Source organism: Pectinatus frisingensis (assembly GCF_014076555.1).
Taxonomy (GTDB): Bacteria; Bacillota; Negativicutes; order Selenomonadales; family Selenomonadaceae; genus Pectinatus; species Pectinatus frisingensis.
Map to the genome: position 1 here is coordinate 2,865,181 of NZ_CP045424.1, position 15,869 is coordinate 2,881,049.

15 protein-coding genes are annotated in these 15,869 nt (G+C 36.2%); 3 read left to right on the forward strand and 12 right to left on the reverse strand.

From position 1 onward, the window contains the following. Positions 1–77: 77 nt before the first annotated feature. Positions 78–989, reverse strand: a complete 912-nt coding sequence (locus tag F8M42_RS13475; RefSeq protein ID WP_182187388.1) for a ParB/RepB/Spo0J family partition protein — start codon at positions 987–989, stop codon at positions 78–80. After that, complete coding sequence (locus tag F8M42_RS13480; RefSeq protein ID WP_182187389.1) at positions 982–1,740, reverse strand: ParA family protein; 759 nt, start codon at positions 1,738–1,740, stop codon at positions 982–984. Before F8M42_RS13480 ends, F8M42_RS13475 begins: the two co-directional genes overlap by 8 nt. Before the next feature lie 366 nt (positions 1,741–2,106). Between F8M42_RS13480 and F8M42_RS13485 the strand changes: the two genes are divergently transcribed. Both F8M42_RS13485 and F8M42_RS13490 read left to right on the forward strand, forming a co-directional pair. After that, complete coding sequence (locus tag F8M42_RS13485) at positions 2,107–2,781, forward strand: methionine synthase (protein ID WP_182187390.1); 675 nt, start codon at positions 2,107–2,109, stop codon at positions 2,779–2,781. Between the two features lie 39 nt (positions 2,782–2,820). Then, a complete protein-coding gene (locus F8M42_RS13490) occupies positions 2,821–5,214 on the forward strand; it encodes a homocysteine S-methyltransferase family protein (protein ID WP_182187391.1) in 2,394 nt (797 codons plus the stop codon). Positions 5,215–5,779: 565 nt separating this feature from the next. On the opposite strand, the gene F8M42_RS13495 is transcribed toward F8M42_RS13490, so the two are convergent. After that, positions 5,780–6,745: an ATP-dependent 6-phosphofructokinase gene (locus F8M42_RS13495; protein ID WP_182188770.1), complete on the reverse strand. Its 966-nt coding sequence runs from the start codon at positions 6,743–6,745 to the stop codon at positions 5,780–5,782. Positions 6,746–6,965: 220 nt separating this feature from the next. Between F8M42_RS13495 and F8M42_RS13500 the strand changes: the two genes are divergently transcribed. Beyond that, entirely contained in the window at positions 6,966–8,138 is a 1,173-nt protein-coding gene (locus F8M42_RS13500) for a phosphoribosylaminoimidazolecarboxamide formyltransferase (protein WP_182187392.1), read from the forward strand. A 227-nt stretch (positions 8,139–8,365) separates the two neighbouring features. Here the strand turns inward: F8M42_RS13500 and F8M42_RS13505 are convergent, their stop codons facing one another. The 9 genes from F8M42_RS13505 to rpmH all read right to left on the reverse strand — a co-directional run bounded on the left by F8M42_RS13505 (position 8,366) and on the right by rpmH (position 15,514). After that, positions 8,366–9,088 carry a hypothetical protein gene (locus F8M42_RS13505; protein WP_182187393.1) on the reverse strand — a complete coding sequence of 241 codons (723 nt, stop codon included), beginning with the start codon at positions 9,086–9,088 and terminating at the stop codon, positions 8,366–8,368. Between the two features lie 32 nt (positions 9,089–9,120). Further along, positions 9,121–9,837, reverse strand: coding sequence for a 16S rRNA (guanine(527)-N(7))-methyltransferase RsmG (gene rsmG / locus F8M42_RS13510; protein ID WP_182187394.1), 717 nt, complete (start codon positions 9,835–9,837; stop codon positions 9,121–9,123). Then, a complete protein-coding gene (gene mnmG, locus F8M42_RS13515; RefSeq protein WP_182187395.1) occupies positions 9,838–11,712 on the reverse strand; it encodes a tRNA uridine-5-carboxymethylaminomethyl(34) synthesis enzyme MnmG in 1,875 nt (624 codons plus the stop codon). Positions 11,713–11,774: 62 nt separating this feature from the next. Continuing rightward, positions 11,775–13,169, reverse strand: coding sequence for a tRNA uridine-5-carboxymethylaminomethyl(34) synthesis GTPase MnmE (gene mnmE / locus F8M42_RS13520; RefSeq protein ID WP_229711366.1), 1,395 nt, complete (start codon positions 13,167–13,169; stop codon positions 11,775–11,777). Positions 13,170–13,319: 150 nt separating this feature from the next. Beyond that, positions 13,320–13,958 carry an RNA-binding cell elongation regulator Jag/EloR gene (gene jag, locus F8M42_RS13525; protein ID WP_182187397.1) on the reverse strand — a complete coding sequence of 213 codons (639 nt, stop codon included), beginning with the start codon at positions 13,956–13,958 and terminating at the stop codon, positions 13,320–13,322. Positions 13,959–13,975: 17 nt separating this feature from the next. Continuing rightward, positions 13,976–14,647, reverse strand: coding sequence for a YidC/Oxa1 family membrane protein insertase (locus F8M42_RS13530; RefSeq protein ID WP_182187398.1), 672 nt, complete (start codon positions 14,645–14,647; stop codon positions 13,976–13,978). A gap of 33 nt (positions 14,648–14,680) precedes the next feature. Beyond that, positions 14,681–14,890, reverse strand: coding sequence for a membrane protein insertion efficiency factor YidD (gene yidD, locus F8M42_RS13535; protein ID WP_182188771.1), 210 nt, complete (start codon positions 14,888–14,890; stop codon positions 14,681–14,683). Further along, on the reverse strand, positions 14,871–15,257 hold the full coding sequence (rnpA, locus tag F8M42_RS13540; protein ID WP_182187399.1) for a ribonuclease P protein component: 387 nt from the start codon (positions 15,255–15,257) through the stop codon (positions 14,871–14,873). Before rnpA ends, yidD begins: the two co-directional genes overlap by 20 nt. Positions 15,258–15,379: 122 nt before the next feature. Next, positions 15,380–15,514: a 50S ribosomal protein L34 gene (gene rpmH / locus F8M42_RS13545; protein WP_182187400.1), complete on the reverse strand. Its 135-nt coding sequence runs from the start codon at positions 15,512–15,514 to the stop codon at positions 15,380–15,382. Between the last annotated feature and the right edge of the window lie 355 nt (positions 15,515–15,869).

Consider the following 15,869-nt stretch of genomic DNA (forward strand, 5'->3'; position numbering starts at 1 on the left):
TTGAAATATTCCTTATATCAATTATTTATTAATAAGTACGCCATATTATACCATAAAAATATTTTTATTATCAAAGATTAAACAAAAAAATCTCCATTATTTTTTTCCTGTATATATTTTTTTTCCACTGGCAATAATGTCTCAATTATCTGATTAAGTTCTTCTACTGAAGTAAATTCAATCTCTATTTTACTTTTTTTCTTTCCTTTCCTTATATTGACTTTAGTTCCCAAAAATGCTGTCAATTTATCCTCTGTATCATTTATGAAAACATCTTTCGCTTGTATATTATTAACCAACTTTTGAGAAAGATACTCGGGATTATTTAATAATTTTTTCACCAGCATTTCTACATTTCTCGCTGACAAAGATTTAGCTATGATATATACAGCTGCCTTTATTTGCAGTTTTTCAGTATTAAGCGAAAGAAGAGGTTTTGCCTGTCCCATATTCAGTGCCCCTTCTTTAATAAACTGCTGCACCATTTCCGGCAGTTGCAACAGTCTCAAAAAATTAGCTACATGACTACGGCTCTTCCCCACATATTGTGCTATCTCACTTTGTTTTATTCCTGTTTCTTTAATCAATTGCCCATAAGCTGCTGCTTCTTCTATAGCATTAAGATTTTCTCGCTGTAAATTTTCAATAAGTGCTATCTGTGCTGTCTCACTATCATTATAATCACATAATATAGCCGGAATTTCCGCCATATTATTTTTCTTGCAAGCCCGCCACCGTCGTTCACCTGCTATAATTTGATAAATATTTTCTCGTTTTCGCACCAAAATTGGCTGCAGCACACCATGCTTTTTTATGGACTGAGCCAATTCTTCAATAGCTGCGTCAGCAAAATCCATACGCGGTTGAAAAGGATTAGGAACAATCCTGCTGACAGCTATCTGTCTTATACTTGTATCATCAGTAATCTTCACATCTTTTAAAAGTGCATCTAGTCCTTTTCCCAAACCATTATGTGTTTTTTTAACCATTTTTTATCACCTCTTTGGCTAATGACTTGTATGCCGCTGCACCTTTTGACAATGGATCATATTCAATTATTGAACAACCGTAAGAAGGGGCTTCACTTAATCTCACATTACGTGGAATTACTGCATTGTACAATTTATTGGGAAAATGGCTTCGGACTTGCTGAGCCACTTGTGCCGATAAATTAGTTCTGGCATCATACATGGTCAATACTATTCCTTCTAACGAAAGTTCTTCATTAAGATTTTTTTGAACCAGATTTATCGTGTTTAAAATCTGTGTCATTCCCTCCAACGCATAATATTCGCATTGCAATGGCAAAATGACAGAATTTGCGGCTGCCAAGGCATTTATAGTCAGCAATCCTAATGACGGTGGACAATCAATTAAAATATAATCCCATTTCATTTTTATTTTACTTAATATTTTTTTTAGACGTGTTTCACGTGAAAACATTGATACCAATTCTACCTCTGCTCCCGCCAAATCTATCATAGCTGGTATAAGATAATTACCCGCACTAGTACACAATATAGCATCATTAACATCCGCATCACGCAGCAACAAATCATACAATGATTGTTTGATATGACCCTTGTCAATACCACATCCACTTGTAGCATTTCCCTGCGGATCAGCATCAACTAATATGACCTTTTTATCCAGACCGGTAATTGCTGCACTCAAATTTACCGCCGTTGTTGTTTTTCCAACACCGCCTTTTTGATTGGCTATAGCGATAATCTTAGCCATATAATCACTCTCCTATCATAAATATCATATAGTTTATTACAGCAGGTTACCTTCATACTCATTTATTATTTACTATGCAAATAGTAAAACCCAAACATATTAGTCTGCATTTTTATAGATCAGTACTCAATTAATACCATATGAAATAAATATATGCAATAATCAATAATCTTTCATGTTTATATTGTAATAGAAACAATTTCCACAATATAGATTTACTTTCCTGCTTTATTCGAACAATTATCATACTAAAATTTTTATATCATTACCAAAAAATATATTTCATGCTAAAATATATTATATTTCATAAAATTGTTATACTATATAATATATAAATAATCTAATTTCTGCCTGTGAGGTGATATTATGCCTATATACAACGCTCCCTTAAAAAAAATTGATGAAACACAAACGCGTCGCTATGCCGGACTGGCAGCTGCCGATTTCAGCAGCAAAGCTATCCATGATGCTTGTACTGAAATGCTTTATACGGCCGAGCCACACGGCAGCTGGGAAATATATGATTATGACACGCTTACTTATACCATATTGTCAGCTAACCCCTTTACACTAAACGGCAATAAAATTCGTCAGCATCTCACCCACTGTAATAAGGTTATTGTTCTTGCTGTTACGATTGGCAGCAACATAGAACATATAATTGAAACCACCTTCCAAACCGGTAAATACACCCATGCTTTACTTTTAGATGCCGCAGCCACGACTGCCGTAGAACAAACTGCTGACAATTTAGAAAAAAATATTGATCCTTTTATTACCTCCATGGGATATAAACGTATATGGAGATTCAGTCCCGGTTATGGTGACTGGAATATAAGCTGCCAACCCCAGATGCTAAAACTGGCAAATGCTGCTGCCATCGATGTTTCTCATACTTCTTCCATGATGCTCATACCAAGGAAATCAGTTACTGCAATAATTGGACTAATTCCACAAACAGATAATTTTTCTCCTGAAAAACCATCATGCAACAATTGTCAACAAAAAAACTGCCTTTCTCGAATAAAATTCCATAAATAATTTATCGCATGTTTCACGTGCAACAAAGAGGTAAACCACATGATCAATCTATTTGACGGTGCTATGGGAACCATCCTGCAATCACAAGGAATTTTACAACCCAGTACCTGCCCAGAGCTGCTAAACATAAAAAATTCTCAAGCTATAATAGATATACATAAAAAATATATAGCAGCCGGTTCTACTATTATTGAAACCAATACTTTTGGTGCCAATCGTATAAAATTATCCCACTATGGATTAGAAAACGATATCCGGCTTTTAAACAAAGCCGGAGTAAAAAATGCAAAAACTGCTATGCAGGGACATGGTAAAGTTGCCGGCGCTATGGGACCGTTAGGTCGATTTATTGAGCCGTTAGGTGATATTAGTTTTGATGAAGTATATGACATATACTTTGAACAGGCACAAGCTTTAGCTGAAGGGGGCGCAGATTATATTCTCATCGAAACCTGCATTGATATACAGGAAATGCGTGCCGCCTTATTGGCAGCTAAAGCCGCAGCACCTCTTTTGCCCATTTTCTGCCAAATGTCCTATTCCGAAGATGGCCGAACCGTAACTGGTACCGACCCGCAGACTGCAGCCATTACATTGACAGCTATGGGAGCTGATATAATAGGTGCCAACTGTTCCACCGGACCTGAAGAACTTATTCCTATCATCAAAATTCTGTCAGAAAATACACATTGCCCCATAAGTGTCCAACCTAATGCAGGCATGCCGCATTTGATAAATAAAAAAACTGTTTTCCCGATGACACCTGCCGATATGGCCAAGTGGGCACCCATGCTTATAGCTGCCGGAGCTACTTTTATTGGTGGCTGCTGTGGTACAACACCTGATCATATAGCTGCTATCAATCGATCTATCAAAAATATTGCTGAACCGATACGGCATCAGCAATTTCCCAATGACTTAGTTTTAACCAGCAGAACAAAAACTGTATTCATAGGTTCAAATTTCCCGACACGTCTCATCGGTGAAAGAATAAACCCAACCGGTCGAAAAAAACTCGCTGCTGAAATAAAAAACCAGTCTTTCATTTCAGTAAAAAAAGAAGCTGTAGAACAAACTAACGCCGGTGCCGATATTCTCGATGTAAATATGGGTGTGGGCGGCATTAATCAATCTGCAGCTATGGAAAAAGCAATAAAAGAAATAGCACAAATAGTCGACGTTCCTTTATCTATTGATACTAGTGACCCTGCTGCACTAGAAGCCGGGTTAAAAGTCTATCCTGGCCGGGCTCTTATAAATTCTGTATCAGCAGAACCTGACAGATTAAAAAAGTTCTTACCTCTTGCCAAAAAATACGGTGCAGCTATCCTCTGCCTTCCCTTATCAGATAAAGGGTTACCAAAAACGGGCAGAGAAAGAATACACATAATAAAAAAAATTATTGCGGCAGCAAAACAAACGGGACTGCATGATAATGATTTTATACTTGATTGTCTTGTAATGACCATCGCTGCCGAAAAGAATGCCGCAACGGAGGTATTACAAGCTTTATCTTTATATCGTCACGAACTGGGATATCCATCCACGATGGGACTATCGAACATTTCATTTGGTCTGCCTAATCGGGCACTCATAAACAGCACCTTCTTTGCAATGTGTTTAGCTAATGGCCTTGACGCCCCAATAATGAACCCTTATGATGAATCGATGAAAAATACATTAACTGCCGCAGCAGCTTTAATTGGAAAAGATCCCAACGGCAGACATTACAGTATGTCTGTTTCTCAACAAGATACCCCTACTACAAATAAATCGGTCACTACCCCAACGAATGTACTGCAGGCAATAAAACATTCTATTATCACCGGTGAAAAGGAAAATGTTGCTGCCATGGTTGAACAGGCTTTAAAAAATGGCTATACTTCAAATGAAATAACCGAAAAAGCTTTAACTGAAGCAATGAATGATGTAGGAAAAAATTTTGGAGCCAAAAAGATTTTTCTGCCACAAGTTATGCTATCAGCCGAGGCTATGCGCGAAGCTTTTATAAAAATAAAAGAAGTTCTTCCTTCAGCTGAATTAACTGACAAAGGTACCGTTGTCATTGCTACGGTCAAAGGTGATATTCATGACTTGGGAAAAAATATTGTTGCTGCATTATTAGAAAATAATGGTTTTAAATTAATTGATTTGGGCAAAGATGTAGATGCTGAAGAAATTGTCAGGGCTGCTATAAAAAACGACGCTGATATTGTTGGTTTATGCTCATTAATGACCACTACTATGTTACAAATAGACAAAGTGATCGCTGCCCTTAAAAAAGCCGGTGCACGTGCTCACGTGATAGTCGGCGGTGCCGTATTAACACAAGAATATGCAGATGCAGCTGGCGCTGATGCTTACGCGCAAGATGGTGTAGTTGCTGTAAAAATAGCTAAAAAGCTAATAATTTCAAAAACACCTATGTCTTAATTCGGCAGTTATTCATTGAGTATTTTATAGGGTTGTCGCACGTGGTTAAAAAAGTGCGGCAGTGTTTTTTTATAAAGAGTGCGCCCAGACTTTAAAATATCTGGGCATACGTGTAAAATTTAAGTTTCAAAAATATTTCAGGAAAAACGGACACAAGATTTGGAACAGGGTACTTCCAAAAATGGAATAAAATTGTGTTTAAATAGGACTATATAATCTGAAGGAGTTTTTGCCGATGTGAACGTTGGCCTTGCCTTTAAACGATTTTTCAGCCGTGGGAGCGTATTAGTCGAAAACATATTGCTGGCTAGATGCACAACATTAATAAGTTACAACATAAAATACAGGCGGATCATCAAGGAAGATATATTTTCATATTAAATATGGCAGCTAAACTAAAGAAAAAGCGCAAGAAATAGATGGTTTTAGAACCATCTATTTCTTGCGTCCTTTTTTTAGTTTAACCAAATGTTATTTATTCTAAAATATGTTTAAAACTTAAAAATGAGACTGCCAGTGAAGTTTAAATCATCTTAATGCGGCAGCCCAAAATTAACATAATATATCAAGTTAATATTTTAGCAATACGAATATATTCTCTATCAAGTTCTTTCTTATTTTTAACTACATCATCCAAATTTATTGAAACAATATCGCCTTTATTATAACCAAATGCAACATTATAAAGTCCGGACAACAGCGCTATTGCTGCTTTTTCTCCCAGTTGACTGGCTTTTACCCTGTCTTCTACCGTAGGAGAACCACCGCGTAAAATAAGATCTAAAACTGATATACGTGTATCCAATTTTGTTTTTTCTGACACTGTTTTCCCTATCTTTACCACACTGCCGTATCCGTCAGCCACTACTATAAGACTGTAAGTTTTCCCACTTGAATGCCTTTTTATTAAACTTTTTACTAGTTCATCCATGTCAGTTTTATACTCCGGTACCAAAATATACTCTGCCCCACCAGCTATTCCCGATACCAGCGACAACCATCCACATTTTTTTCCCGCAACTTCTACGACAATTACCCGACGGTGTGATGATGCTGTATCCCGTAATTTATTAAGTGCGTCAACAATTGTATTTGCCGCTGTATCACAGCCTATGGTATAATCCGTTCCCCATATATCATTTTCAATAGTAGCCGGTATTCCTACAACAGGGAAATCAAATTCATTATTAAATACTTTGGCACCTGTCATACTGCCATCCCCACCAATTACAACAAGCCCATCTATGTCATGGCATTTTAGATTATCAAACGCTTTTTTCCGCCCTTCCTTAGTTTCAAATTCCGGACAAAAACTTGTTCCTAAGAAAGTGCCACCGCATTGTATCGTATCACTCACTGATACTGAATTAAGCTGATTTATTTGATCATGTACAAGACCATAAAAACCATCATGTACACCCCAAACCATTGCCCCTTCAAACAAGGCTGTGCGTGTCACTGCCCTTATTGCAGCATTCATTCCCGGACTATCTGTCCCACTTGTTAAAACAGCAATACTCTTTATCATTATGGTTATTCCCCTCCATTAATCAGCTTTGTAATAATATTATACCTTCAAAAAATATCTACGTCTAATATTATTATTTTATATTTTATACTCCAAATTTCATAATGCTTTACTAATATTATTTAACTTGACAAAGTAACCGGCAAAATGATACAGTGAGCTCGTAAATATCTTATATTAACATACTTTTAATAAGCTCCATAATATACAAAGGAGAATACATATGAATTCTTTAGAATTAAAATATGGCTGCAATCCAAATCAAAAACCTGCTAAAGTGTTTATGCAAAAAGGTGAGCTTCCTTTCAGTGTATTAAACGGACATCCTGGTTATATCAATTTACTGGATGCGTTTAATAGCTGGCAGCTGGTGCGTGAATTAAAAGCAGCTACCGGACTGCCGGCTGCTGCTTCTTTCAAACATGTCAGTCCTGCCGGTGCTGCCATTGGTCTGCCTCTTTCTGACCTGCTAAAAAAAATGTATTTCGTTGAAGGGTTGGATATCACACCATTAGCTGCTGCTTACATACGAGCACGCGGTGCCGACAGAATGTCATCTTACGGTGATTTTGCAGCATTATCGGATGAGTGCGATGCAGCAACGGCTTCATATTTAGCACGAGAAGTTTCTGACGGCATTATTGCTCCTGCTTATTCAAAGGAAGCATTGGCCATATTAAAAAAGAAACGCAAGGGCAATTATCTTATTTTACAAATTGATTCATCATATATTGCCCCGGAATTCGAAACAAAAGAAGTATTTGGTGTAACATTTGAACAAAAGCGCAACAATTTACAGATTGATTCAACACTTCTAAAAAATATTCCTACTGATAATAAATTTTTACCACAAGATGCTCAACGTGATTTGATCATTGCCTTAATAACACTCAAATATACTCAATCCAATTCTGTTTGCTATACTGAAAATGGGCAGGCTATCGGTATAGGCGCCGGACAGCAATCACGGGTGCATTGCACCAGATTAGCCGGTAATAAGGCTGATACATGGCATCTGCGCCAACATCCTAAAGTACTTAACCTGCCTTTTAAAAAAGATATCCGCCGCCCCGATAGGGACAACGCTATCGATGTATACATATCTGATGAATATATGGATTTATTGGGAAACGATAACTGGCAGTACAGTTTCACTAAAAAACCAACTATCTTGACCAAAGATGAAAAAACAGAATGGCTTCATCATATATCCGGTGTATCACTTGGATCTGATGCATTTTTCCCTTTTGGTGATAACATAGAGCGTGCTCATAAAAGTGGTGTAAATTATATAGCACAAAGTGGCGGATCCATCCGTGATGACAATGTAATCGCAACCTGCAATAAATATAATATCACCATGGCAATGACTGGCATTCGTTTATTCCATCATTGATTTACAGATTCACATTATATAATTAGCTTAATTAAAAAGAAGAATTATCAACAACTGTTACTAACATTGTTGATAATTCTTCTTTTGTTAATATTAAACTTTCTATTTCTCAGTTATTAACATTTTATCAACAACTATTTGATTAATAATAATAGTTATCCACAATATCCACACATATTTCTGTGGATATTGTGGATAACTGAATATTTTTTTTCAGATATGCAAAATTATATACTTACATTTAAGACCCGGTCAAGAAAATCACTTGCTTTTTTATCAATCCCATCTTTTTTCACATCAATACCAACTAAATTATCCTTTGTATTTATCACACCGTTAAATATAGTTTCCTCAACACTTCCCGGTATAATATCCTCCCAATTTTTTACAGAATAAACATTTTGTTTAACATTATTAGATGGTTGTCCCATTACTTCCAGTTCACATAAAAACTGTATCTGACGCTGTTTTGGCCGTATATAATAATGATCCAGCAGATATGTCTGGTTATCATTATCACTTGCATATGTACCGGAGGGAATATCAGCCTTATTTGCATCAACAAGTTTAACCCATACATCAATTATTTTTTGTTTACTATTTGGCTCCAGTATCCAGCGCGCCGATTTACGATCAAGATAATAAAAAAACCTTTCATCCTTAGCTATTAAAAAAAATCTTTTTTTATCAGTTTCATTTGCTTTTTCAATTTTCTTGAAAATCTGTGCATCCTTCTTATCCATATCAGATCCATTACTCACGACCATTCCATCTGTCTGTCCCTGCTGTCCGCCTGATTCAGCTGCCGATTTTACTGCTGTGTCTGATGATGTGGTAGTGTTGCTGCCGACCACAGGTTCCGAATCAATTGCTGCAGAGGGCAATGCGGCAAAACAAATATTATTCAAAGCACCTCCTAACAATAATATAGTTATTACATAACGCCACATACACATTCCTCCCATTAATAATGTCTTCAAAATTATAACGGCTTTTTTTCCGGATTACCTGCCTTACGAGGATACATTGGTGGTAATTTACCAGTTTTTTTTATATAAATTATTGCCCTGACATCATCCAAGCCCGGTAATTTTACAGATTTTATTTTATCTACCGATGCCTTCAAAACTTTTAAAGCATTTTGTGCCATAGCAATTTCAGCTTCATACTGCCTGCCCTTAAGAGCAATAAAATAGCCTTGTATTTTTACAAATGGTAAAGCATATTCACACAATACCGGCATTCTTGCTACAGCACGAGAAAACACTACATCATATTTTTCCCGATAATTTTTTTGTTTTCCTAATTCTTCTGCACGGCCATGAATAATCTCAATATTCCTAAAATCCAATTTATCAGCTACTGTCTGCAAAAATTTTACCCTTTTATTCAATGAATCAAGTAACGTCAGCTGCATATCCGGATACATTATCTTAATTGGTATACCGGGAAACCCTGCCCCTGTTCCTACATCTATTGTTTTAGATGAATTATTGATTATTTTTTCATCACAAACACTCAGCGAATCAACCATATGTTTTACAGCCACTTCACCCGGATCAGTAATTGCTGTCAAATTTATTTTTTCATTCCATTCAACCAATAACTGATAATATATATCAAACATTTTTAACTGTTTATCACTTAATTCCAATCCAAATTCAACAGCATACTTTTCCATATACTCAATAAATTGCATTTATTCACTCCTCCGAGTGCGTTGCTCCAGATAAATTAATAAAATAGATATATCAGCTGGTGAAACTCCTGAAATCCTGCCGGCCTGTCCTAATGACACCGGCCTTATCTGTAACAGTTTTTCTCTGGCTTCATCACGCAAATTATCAATCTGCTTATAATCAATATCTGCCGGAATCTTTTTATTTTCTAATTTCTCCATACGTTCTATCTGTTCCTGCTGCTTATTTATATATCCCTCATAAACAGCATTAATTTCTACCTGCTTCTTCACTGCAATGTTCACCACTGGTAAATTAAAGATATTTTGTAACCGCCCATAATCAACATTTTTTCTCTTTAGTAAATCATATAAAGTCAAACTTGTATGTATTTCATCCAATCCATTTTCTTGAAGAACTTTATTTATTTCTCCACTTGGATTTATTTTCTTTGCCCTCAGCAATTTAGAAATTTCATTAATTTTATCACGTTTCTTTGTATATACAGCATAACGTTCATCGTCGACCAAACCAACCTGCCGTCCTTTTTCAGTCAATCTCATATCAGCATTATCCTGCCGCAAAATCAGTCTGTATTCTGCTCTTGATGTCATCATACGATATGGTTCCTCAGTTCCTTTAGTAACTAAGTCATCTATCAATACTCCAATATATGCCTCCGATCTTTTTAAAATAAGCGGCGGCCTTCCTTTTATTTTCATAGCAGCATTAATTCCCGCTATAAGGCCTTGAGCTGCCGCTTCTTCATATCCGGAAGTTCCATTGGACTGACCGGCCGAAAAAAATCCATTGATATTTTTATGCTCAAGTGACGGCTGCAGCTGCAGCGGATCAAGGCAATCATATTCAATAGCATAGCCTGGCCGCATTATCTCAACATTCTCCAGGCCAGAAATTGTTTTTAAAAACTCAAATTGAACATCTATCGGCATACTAGTTGACATTCCCTGCACATACATCTCATTAGTATGCACACCTTCCGGTTCAATAAATAACTGATGCTTATCCTTATCAGGAAATCTGATTATTTTTGTTTCTATTGACGGACAATAACGCGGCCCAATACCTTCAATGATACCATTTGCCATTGGTGCTCTATCAATATTGTCCCGCAATATTTTATGAGTCTTTTCATTTGTATATGTGAGCCAGCAAGGCACTTGTTCACGAGTTGATATATCGCTCATAAAGGAAAAATTATGCGTTTCATCATCACCATTTTGTATCTGCATTTTACTAAAATCTAATGTTCGTTTATCAACACGAGCTGGTGTTCCTGTTTTAAAGCGCATCAACTTAACACCATTTTTTTTAAGTGATTTCGACAATTCCATAGCTGCCCTTTGTCCGACCGGTCCACCCTCATAAGTTTTTTCCCCAATTATCACCCGCCCGCGCAAATAAGTGCCTGAAGCTAAAACAATGCAATGACATGTATATACTTCACCTGTTTCAACCTGAACGCCAGTGACTGCATTATCTTGTGTCAATATTTTTTCAATCAATAATTGCTTTACATCTAGGTTTTCCTGATTTTCACAGGTTTCCTTCATCAATAACTGATAGACCTTTTTATCAGCCTGTGCGCGCAATGCCTGTACTGCCGGTCCTTTACTAGTATTAAGCATTCTATACTGTATACAAGTTTTATCTGCATTTATTCCCATTTGTCCACCCAATGCATCAACTTCACGCACCAAGTGCCCCTTAGCGGGTCCACCTACCGATGGATTACACGGCATTAAAGCTATATTATCAAGATTCAATGTAGCAAGTAACGTTTTACAGCCAATACGTGCAGCAGCAAGACCTGCTTCCACGCCAGCATGACCTGCTCCGATAACGACTATATCATAACTTCCGGCAATAAACACTTTCGTTCCCCCAAAATCTTTATATTACTAACAAAAAGTATATTTCATATTTATAACAATTTTTATTTTCCTATACAAAAACGGCTAAAAATTTCATTTATTATATCTTCATTTACTGTATCTCCTGTTATATCACCAAGCTTTTCCCATGCCGAACGAAGATCAATTACCACTAAATCTTCAGGTATATCATTATCAAGTCCCTTAAGCGCATCACTTAAATGACTGTCAGCTTTTTTCAAGGCATCTGCCTGCCTCACATCGTTTACAAATTCACCCTCATTACTGACTATGTTATCATTGTAAACCATTTTTTTTATAATTTGAATAAGTTCTGTCAAACCATCCTGTTCAACAGTGGACATATGGATAATTTTACTATCCGGGCAGTTTATTTTCATACAATTTTCATCGAACGCCTGCGGTAAATCACTTTTATTTAAAACGATTACTGCATTTTTATTCTTCAATAAAGCCATTATTTTCTGATCATCAGCATCAAGTTTTCTAGATGCATCAAACAAAGCTAAAATCAAATCAGCTTTTTTTATATATGTTAAAGACTTATCAACACCAATTTTTTCTATTCTATCTTCAGTTTGTCGTATACCAGCCGTATCAATTATTCTCAACGGTATTCCATCTATATCCGCGTATTCTTCAATACTATCACGTGTTGTACCTGGAACATCAGTAACTATCGCCCGTTCATCGCGTAATAATAAATTTAATAGGCTCGATTTACCAACATTAGGCTTACCCACTATTGCCGTCACAATTCCATCGCGCAATATCCGTCCTGTATTGGCACTGGCGAGCATATTGCCTATTTTACTGCGTACTTCACCGATCTTTTCCATCACTTGAATATTATCAATTTCATCAACACCCTCTTCAGGAAAATCAATGACAGCTTCATAATGTACAATAACATCCAGTAACAACTCACGCATTTGATTGATTTGAGATGAAAAATACCCCGACAAATGTCCGGAAGCCATTTTTAATGATGCTTCTGTCTTCGCCCTTATTATATCCATCACAGCCTGTGCCTGCGCCAAATCAATTCGCCCATTTAAAAAAGCCCTTTTTGTAAACTCACCTGGTTCTGCCAAACGTACGCCATTTTCAAGTAAATTCGCCAAAATATTTCGTAAAACGACCATTCCGCCATGACATTGCACTTCTACAATATTTTCTTTAGTATAAGAATGTGGTTCACGCATCAACAAACAAATGACTTCATCTATTACTTTTTTGTCATGCAAATCATAAATTTTCCCATATATTGCCCGATGCGAATGCCGTTCTGATAAAGCTCTTTTGTCCCCTGCTACAAAAATTTTATCAACAATATTTATAGAATTTTTACCACTGACGCGAATAATTCCTATCCCGCCTTCTCCTGGTGGAGTAGCAATAGCTGCTATGGTATCATTTATTTCTTTATTTAACAATTTTTCCTCCATCAAATATAAATAATATTTAACTAATATTATAGCAGATAATTAAAAAGCTGCCCCGCAAATTTGGACAGCTTTATGGAAAATTCCGGCAAGTATAAAAATAATTCTGCTAATTACATGATTTAGCAGAATTATTTTTTCTTATTTTTTTCTCTTTACATCAATTACAATACGGCGATGTGGTTCCTCACCATCGCTATACGTAGTAATGTCGTTTTCATCTTGCAATGCCATATGGATTATCTTACGTTCATGTCGATTCATCGGTTCTAATGTGATTTTTCTATTGTGATTTCTAACCTTGTCAGCCATTCGCCAAGCCAAATGCTTAAGAGTATCCTCACGGCGTTCCCGATAGTCTTCAACATCCAAAACAACGTGTATTCTATTTTCAATAAGTCCCTTATTAGCAGCCAGATTGGTAAGATATTGCAATGCATCTAATGTTTGCCCATGTTTACCTATCATTATCCCCATATCATCATCACTGCTTAAATTTAATACATAACCATAATCCGTTGTTTTAGCATTAATATCCACATCCATTCCCATTGTGGAAAATAATTCATTCAAAAATTCACTGGCTTTTTCCTCCGGGGAAAGTTCTTTTACACTGGCACGTATTTTAGCACCCTTACCGCCTATAATACCAAAAAAACCTTTTGACGGTTCTTCCAACACCTCAAAAATTACCCTATCCTCAGATAAATCCAATTCACGCAGTGCATTTTGTTTTGCCTCATTGATGTCCTTTCCCGACATCTCTATAGTCTTTGTCATTTTCAAAGAAGCCTCCTCTACTTAGTTGGCTGTTCTTCATTACGATACATCCACCATTGCTGCAATACCTGCATAATATTCATTACAACCCAATATAATACCAATCCTGCCGCAAATTTAATACTGATCCAACCAATAAAAATCGGCATGGCAACCATCATTATCTTCATCTGGGCAGCTTGCGCCTGTGCAGATGATTTAGATGTCTGCCATTGAGTGACAAATGTAGTCAATGCTGATAATATAGGAAGTATAAATAATGGATCTGGCATGGCCAAATTGGGCACCCATAAAAACGAAGGATCATTAGTAAAATGAACACTTTGCAATGCATAAAACATCGCCATCAAAATAGGCATCTGTGCAAATAATGGCAGGCACCCCGCTAAAGGATTCACCCCTGCCTCCTTATACACCTGACCCATTTTTTGTTGCAATTCCTGCGGCTTACCTTTATATTTTTCCTGCAGTTGTTTTATTTTGGGCTGCAAATCCTGCATTGCCTTCATCGATTTTACTTGTTTTGCTGTAAGCGGATATAATAAAACTTTAATAACAATAGTCATCAAAATAATGGCTAATCCATAATTGCCAATCCCCAAAAGCTGAGTAAAATCATAAAAAAACCCTACAATAATCTCTAATATCTGTACTATTGGGTGAAATAACGAAGCAAAAAATTCACTCAACTCATCACATCCTAAATGTTATTCTATAATAAATTATTTGACCGGATCATAACCGCCCTTATGAAAAGGATGGCAGCGCAATATACGTTTTATTGCCATAATCCCGCCTTTTTTAACACCATATTTGTCAATAGCTATCACCGCATATTCCGAGCAGGTTGGAATATATCGGCAGGACGGCGGAGTCAAGGGGGAAATAAAATTACGATAAAAATAAATAATATTAAGAATTACCTTTTTCATCATCTTTTAACACTGCTTTCCACACTCCGGCTTTTTTACACAAACCAACAAAAGCTTTATTTACTATCTGGTAATCAGCCTGTACTGCTCCAATGCGTCCTACTAGCAAAATACAACAATCAGCTTTGACATTTATTTTATTTTTTCTATATACTTCGCGTAAAATTCGCTTTATTCGGTTGCGCATAACTGCATTTCCAAGCTTTTTGCCCGCCGCAAAACCGACCCTATGATTAAAACGATTTCTGCTATTATATTCTACATGCATTACTATATAACGATTAGTAAATACCCGGCTCTTTTTATAAATTGCCTGGAACTCCTCATTATACTGCATTACTATTTTTTTATTTAATTTCTGATTCATATAACTCCATGCTTTTTATAGGGTCAGCAGTCCCCGCAGCGTCTGCCCGGGGCTCCTTCCCTTTATGCACGATTTTTTTAAGACTACACAAAACTTCAGGCAATCTATATTATACTTCGTGCTTATGCAGATAATTTTTTTCTGCCGCGCGCCCGTCTCCTTTTAATTACTAAACGACCGCCCTTTGTTTTCATGCGTTCACGAAATCCATGCGTTTGTTTTTTCCAATGGTTGTTGGGTTGAAAAGTTCTTTTCACTATATGCACCTCCTTAGCTTAATAAACAGAGAATTTGCTATCTGAAATTATAGACTACACAGCTTATAGTGTCAACAATACAAAAAAATTATTGATAACTTTATTAGCTTTTGATAATATTGTATATACATATCCACATGTTTATCCACATATTTTTCATTTATCAACAAATTTATCAACAAACCTAAAAATCAGCAAATAACGACACATTTTTTTCAGCATATTGCTCTATTCTCTTTATAGCAGCTTTTTTTAAAAATTAAAGTTATCAACACCTGTGCATAATTTTGTGGATAACTTATTTATTTTGCCAATTTATTTAAATATATCTTTATTATAGAAAGGATCTTATTTG